This is a genomic window from Geminocystis sp. CENA526 (genome assembly GCF_050753365.1).
Taxonomy (GTDB): Bacteria; Cyanobacteriota; Cyanobacteriia; order Cyanobacteriales; family Cyanobacteriaceae; genus Geminocystis.
The window spans coordinates 1-5,708 of sequence record NZ_JBLZFY010000168.1; the positions used below are offsets into that span (position 1 = coordinate 1).

7 protein-coding genes are annotated in these 5,708 nt (G+C 32.8%); 6 read left to right on the top strand and 1 reads right to left on the bottom strand.

The features are described from left to right. Positions 1-226: 226 nt before the first annotated feature. Both ACN4EE_RS21775 and ACN4EE_RS21780 read left to right on the top strand, forming a co-directional pair. Positions 227-796 carry a DUF3611 family protein gene (locus tag ACN4EE_RS21775; protein ID WP_431708612.1) on the top strand — a complete coding sequence of 190 codons (570 nt, stop codon included), beginning with the start codon at positions 227-229 and terminating at the stop codon, positions 794-796. A 40-nt stretch (positions 797-836) separates the two neighbouring features. Further along, on the top strand, positions 837-1,436 hold the full coding sequence (locus ACN4EE_RS21780) for a Uma2 family endonuclease (protein ID WP_431708614.1): 600 nt from the start codon (positions 837-839) through the stop codon (positions 1,434-1,436). Between the two features lie 123 nt (positions 1,437-1,559). Here the strand turns inward: ACN4EE_RS21780 and ACN4EE_RS21785 are convergent, their stop codons facing one another. Continuing rightward, complete coding sequence (locus tag ACN4EE_RS21785; RefSeq protein ID WP_431708615.1) at positions 1,560-1,961, bottom strand: STAS/SEC14 domain-containing protein; 402 nt, start codon at positions 1,959-1,961, stop codon at positions 1,560-1,562. 148 nt (positions 1,962-2,109) lie between these two features. Here ACN4EE_RS21785 and ACN4EE_RS21790 point away from each other — a divergent pair, with 148 nt between their 5' ends. The 4 genes from ACN4EE_RS21790 (at position 2,110) to ACN4EE_RS21805 (ending at position 5,630) form a co-directional block, all read left to right on the top strand. Then, positions 2,110-2,706, top strand: a complete 597-nt coding sequence (locus ACN4EE_RS21790) for a Uma2 family endonuclease (protein ID WP_431708616.1) — start codon at positions 2,110-2,112, stop codon at positions 2,704-2,706. Between the two features lie 169 nt (positions 2,707-2,875). Beyond that, complete coding sequence (locus ACN4EE_RS21795) at positions 2,876-3,142, top strand: hypothetical protein (RefSeq protein ID WP_431708617.1); 267 nt, start codon at positions 2,876-2,878, stop codon at positions 3,140-3,142. 2 nt (positions 3,143-3,144) lie between these two features. Then, a complete protein-coding gene (locus tag ACN4EE_RS21800; protein WP_431708618.1) occupies positions 3,145-3,558 on the top strand; it encodes a type II toxin-antitoxin system VapC family toxin in 414 nt (137 codons plus the stop codon). Between the two features lie 50 nt (positions 3,559-3,608). Beyond that, the gene (locus tag ACN4EE_RS21805; protein ID WP_431708620.1) at positions 3,609-5,630 is read left to right on the top strand and encodes a PD-(D/E)XK nuclease family protein; all 2,022 of its coding nucleotides are present in this window, start codon (positions 3,609-3,611) and stop codon (positions 5,628-5,630) included. The last annotated feature ends 78 nt before the right edge of the window (positions 5,631-5,708 follow it).

Here is a 5,708-nt window from a genome sequence, read left to right on the forward strand (position 1 = left end):
TTCTGCATCTGGAGGCACTGTAAGACCAAAAGGCGGACGTAAATCTGTCTTGAGGCATGAGCCTGTGAAAGATGAAGCCTACACTATACCGCTAGGTTAGTGTTGGTAGTTCACTGAAAATATATATCCCACAGCTAAAGCAACGGATGCTCTTTGCGAAGTTTATTGTAAAATAGGGGTCTAAAGTCTATCAAAATTATTCCCTAACAAAGTAAAATATCAACCTATGTCCAGAGAATCTGAATTAGCACCCTCTTTACCACCTGCTGTACAAAAAGTTTCCAATAATTTACAAAGATGGGGATTTTGGAGTTTTTGGTTGCAACTTGTTTTAGGAATTATCTCCACCGTCACCCTACTATTTTCCATTCCTGCTTTATCAGAAAGTAAACAAAATCTTCAAGCGGTTCAATTTGGCATTATATCAGCTTTCATTAGTATAGTTTTGTTAGTTGTTGCTCTTGTTTTGTGTTATCGATACGGAAAAATCGGTAAAAAAATCCAAAATCGAGATCCAGCTATGCGACCAAAAAAGTCAGAAACCATACGTTTAATTCAAATTGGTTTAGTATTCAACTTAGTGGGAATGTTGTTTGCAATAATTGGTGCTGAAACCCTTGTCGGGTTATCTCTAGCTAAATCCTTAACCCTTTCTCCTCAGGTATTAAGTGCAAATCCTCAACAGTTTGTCAATGCTTTAGATTTATTAATTATTCAAGCCAATACTAATACCATCGGCGCTCATTTTGCAGGAATTGTTACCTCTTTAATCTTAGTTAGTCGTATCAACAATTAATTTTACTCACTTACTTAATATTCAAACTCTGAACATGAATATGCTACTAACCGAATCTTCTCCCACTAATGCCATAGATTCTTTATCTTTAAGACTGTTGACTGTCAGAGAATATAATTTAATGGCACAAGTCGGTATTTTGACTAATGACGAAAAAGTAGAATTAATTAACGGACAAATTATTACGATGTCGCCTCAAGGAAGTTTTCATGCCGCCGCCATTAGACGCACTGATCGTTTATTTGGTAAAGTCTTTAAGGATAATGTGATTATTCAAAAACAATTACCAATTATTGTTAATGAAATTTCACAACCTGAACCTGATATTGCCATAGTAAAGTATGATGCTTTAGATTACGACGATCGACACCCCTTAGCTACAGAAGTTTATCTCGTCATGGAAATCGCCGACACCACCTTAAAAACCGACTTAGAAATTAAACGTCAACTCTACGCCAGTGGTAATATTCCTGAGTATTGGGTATTGGATGTTAAACAAAGACAACTCTATATATATCGACAAGCAAATAATGGAGATTATGAGACTACCATGATTTTAAACGATGAAGGCTCGATCGAACCCTTGAATTTTCCAGACGTTAAAATTAACGTATCAGAAATGTTACGCCCTTTAAAGTAATCCTCCCCTTTGTCTTATGACTCACTCAAATACTTTTGAGATTGTTCTTGAGATAAACAATATTCACAACAGTTTTTTGCTCTTAATCTAACTATATTTTTTAATTCATCTGTTAGTTTATAATCACTCATTATTTACAGGTTTAATTTCTAAATCATTTATTAATTTTTCCAAAGAACAACCTCGTAAATTAGCTAATTCTACTAGATATTTTAGACGTTCATTTTGATGTTTTTCTATTAATTCATTCAAATTTAATAACTCTTTATATTCACTATCAATTAAGTTTTCTTGTTGTCTCTTTTTAATTAGTAATTGATAACGTTTTTGAATATCTTGATTTAAAACTTTATTAATATTTATTAGTAACTCTGTTTCTTTATTGGATAAATTGGTAGTAATTTGTTTTGCCCTAAATGTCATCAGATTTTGCATAAATTCTTCTATTTCAGAATTACTTAATTGCTCTACCGCTTGTAATAAATCTTTCGTTGATAGTTGGGCTTCTAGCTTAATTTTTGGCATATCTTTAATCCCATTAGGCTGAACTATTTAATTATTATTTTATCCTAAAAAAAAGCGATCGATAACCTTTATTCTTGATATTTTAAAGATAGCTTACTTTTTAAAAAGCTATAATATTCGTAACAATATTCAAATTTTGAAACTGAATATGCTACTCACCAAATCTTCCTCCACTAATGTCATAGATTCTTCATCTTTAAGACTGTTGACTGTCAGAGAATATAATTTAATGGCACAAGTCGGTATTTTGACTAATGATGAAAAAGTAGAATTAATTAACGGACAAATTATTACGATGTCGCCTCAAGGAAGTTTTCATGCCGCCGCTATAACTCGTACTAATCGCTTATTAACTAACCAATTAAATGAAATTTTAATTAGACTTCAATTACCAATTATTGTTAATGAGATTTCACAACCTGAACCTGATATTGCTATAGTAAAGTATGATCATTTAGATTACGACGATCGACACCCCTTAGCTACAGAAGTTTATCTCGTCATGGAAATAGCTGACACTACCTTAAAAACCGACTTAGAAATTAAACGTCAACTCTACGCCAGTGGTAATATTCCTGAGTATTGGGTATTGGATGTTAAACAAAGACAACTCTATATATATCGACAAGCAAATAATGGCGATTATGAGACTACCATGATTTTAAACGATGAAGGCTCGATCGAACCCTTGAATTTTCCAGACGTTAAAATTAAAGTATCAGAAATGTTACGCCCTTTAAAGTAATCTTTCCTTCGTATTCTCGATTTTATGACTTTGACGGCAACGGGAGGCATTCCTTCCTTAAAAATTATAATTTCCCCACCGTAAAACAGGCATCTTGCCTGTTAATTTAAAGATTTATGTTGATAAATTGTCTATTATATTTATAAACTCATTTTAGTTATTTAAGCCCATGAATAAATTAGAAATAAAAAAAAGAATTACAGACAATCTTGATAATTTAACGATCGAAGACTTAACATTTATAGAAAATTTATTAAGTCAATTAACTTCTTATCTAAAAACTCAAAAACAACAAAATAATTGCTCTAAAAATAATGAGGATGATCCCTTATTAGAACTAAGAAATAGTGATTTTATTGGTTGTTTTTCTGGAGAAACAGATTTAGCTGAAAAATCAGAACAAATTGTTAAGGATATTATTTCAAAAAAGGTGTAATTATGATTATTGCTGATACTGGATTTTTTGTAGCCTTAGCAAATAATAAAGATAAATTTCATCAGATAGCAAAACAAAAGATTAGTACTCTTAAAGAGAAATTAATTATTACTTATCCAATTATTGTAGAAGCTAGTTATTTATTATTAGAAAGATGTAATCAAGAAGTTCAATTTAAGTTTTTAAATCAGTTAAATAAAGGAGGTATTGATATTTTTCATTTTAATGAGAATAATTTAATGAGAATGATTAAGCTAATGAAAAAATATTTTGATTTACCAATGGATTTTGCAGATGCTTCTCTAGTGGTGTTGGCGGAAGAAATTAACGAAAATAGAATTTTAACTACCGATTTCAGAGACTTTAATATTTATCGTTGGCACGATAATCAAAAATTTGATATTTTACTTTCTTAATTCTAATTCGTTATTTATTTTCAATTCTTAATTCTGCATTCTAAATTGTCATGCCTAACTCTCAATGTCTCTGGATAACTGGTAATAGTTGCTGTGGTAAAACTACTCGTTTGGCTTCTCTGATTCTTGAATGGGCAAAAAATGCCTCCCCCCTCGACAAACCATTGATTTTATGTGCAAATAAACATGGTAAAAAAATCCTAGAAGATACTCTTTTAAACTTAAATCCGCTTCTTTATAGGGGAAAAATTAAAACCATTTTCGGGGTGATGAGAGAGGATGTACTTCTTTTTTATCCTTTGATTTGTCAAATTTTAGATTTACCTTCTATTGTACCTCTTCCTTTGCGTCCTGAAACTGAGCAAGAATTGGCGACTCAGTTATGGCATGATTTTTTAACTCCAGAGTTATTAACTATTTTTGGCAATGAGTATGATTGCGTAAGACGTATTCTCGATTTTATGACTTTGGCGGCAACGGGAGGCATTCCTTCTGAAAATATTGTCGATCGAATTGTACAATCAAATATGATTATGATCCCCAATCCACACTCGATCGTAACTTTGATAGGTGAATTAATTTTACAATGGCGAAAATATTGCTTAGACAAAGGATTCTTAACCTATGCTTTAATATCTGAACTATATTGGCGATATTTGTTACCTAATGCCCAATATCAACAGTATTTGAAGAATAATTATCAAGCCTTTTTTGCTGATGATGTGGATGATTACCCTGCTATCAGTAAAAATTTAGCACAATTTTTCTTAGACAATGACTATCGATGCGTTTTTACCTTCAATAATACGGGTAAAACTAGATTAGGCTATAATGCTGATCCTGAATATTTACAACAATTAGCGTCTTATTGTCAACAAGAATCTCTATTCGTCAGTAGTATTGACAGTTTAGGCTCAAAAATAGAAACATCAGTACTAAATATTATTCAAGGTAAATCATTCCCTAAGTCGATGCTAGAGGGGATGACGGCTATAAAAACTGATTTGCGAGGGGATTTATTACTAGAAACCGCCCATTATATTATTCAATCTATCACCTCTGGACAAGTACAACCTCAAGATATTGCGGTAATTGTGGCAGGATTAGATGAAATTGCTCGTTATACATTAGTTAGTTCGATCGAACAGGCGGGAATTAAGGTTAAAGTAGTAAATGAGCAAAGGGCATTAATTACATCGCCTCAAGTGCGCAGTATTTTAACGATGTTACCATTATTGTATGAGGGATTGGGTCGATTAGTCACCCCTAATATGGTGGCGGAAATGTTAGTTATTTTTTCAGCAGAAGACATTGATTTAGTCAGGGGAGGATTATTGGCAGACTATTGTTATTATCCCGATTTACAACACCCTTCTCTGTTAGAAGTGGAGACTTTTCGCCGTTGGGATAGATTAAGTCACAAAAGTTTACAATCCTATAATCAGATTCGAGATTGGGTGAAGGAGAAAAAAACAGAGATACAGCAAGGAAATAATCACTTTTTAGGGATAATCGATGCCATTATCCAAGAATTTTTTACTAACAAAAACTCTTTAAATGCTAGTCAAATCAAAATTTTACGAGAATTTAGAGAAACGGCGGAGCATTTTGGCAAAATACAAGAAAAATTGCACCATAGTAATATGAATCTCATCATCTCTCAATTTATCTCTCTCTTGCGTAAAGGTACAATTACCGCTAATCCTTTTCCTGTCTCTTTTATTCCTCCCTTGCAAGAAGTACAAAATAATGCAGTTTCGATCGTGCCTATCTATCAATATCGCATATCTCGACTACATCACCCTTGGCAATTTTGGTTAGATGTAAGTTCACCATACTGGAGTAAGAGTAGTGAATTATTTGCTTCCTCTATCTTTCTCAAATCGTGGCAACCTGACAAAACTCAAATCAACCTAGAAATCGAGTCAGAAGAAGAAAGAATCACCAGAATAGTGAGAGACTTGTTAGGGAGAGTAACAGAAAGGGTGTTTTTATGTCACAGCACTGTAGATGTCAATGGTAATATACAAACAGGAAAATTATTTCCTCTAACACACCTTGATATAATCTGATCTCGATATAAGATGATGAAGATAAGAGGGGGAAGAGGGGAAGAGGGGGAAGAGTGGGAAGAGTGGGAAGAGTGGGAA

Excerpts from the sequence above, each read along its gene's own strand:
- ACN4EE_RS21775 (WP_431708612.1), top strand. The coding sequence starts at position 227 with ATGTCCAGAGAATCTGAATTAGCACCCTCTTTACCACCTGCTGTACAA.
- ACN4EE_RS21780 (WP_431708614.1), top strand. The coding sequence starts at position 837 with ATGCTACTAACCGAATCTTCTCCCACTAATGCCATAGATTCTTTATCT.
- ACN4EE_RS21785 (WP_431708615.1), bottom strand. The coding sequence starts at position 1,961 with ATGCCAAAAATTAAGCTAGAAGCCCAACTATCAACGAAAGATTTATTA.
- ACN4EE_RS21790 (WP_431708616.1), top strand. The coding sequence starts at position 2,110 with ATGCTACTCACCAAATCTTCCTCCACTAATGTCATAGATTCTTCATCT.
- ACN4EE_RS21795 (WP_431708617.1), top strand. The coding sequence starts at position 2,876 with ATGAATAAATTAGAAATAAAAAAAAGAATTACAGACAATCTTGATAAT.
- ACN4EE_RS21800 (WP_431708618.1), top strand. The coding sequence starts at position 3,145 with ATGATTATTGCTGATACTGGATTTTTTGTAGCCTTAGCAAATAATAAA.
- ACN4EE_RS21805 (WP_431708620.1), top strand. The coding sequence starts at position 3,609 with ATGCCTAACTCTCAATGTCTCTGGATAACTGGTAATAGTTGCTGTGGT.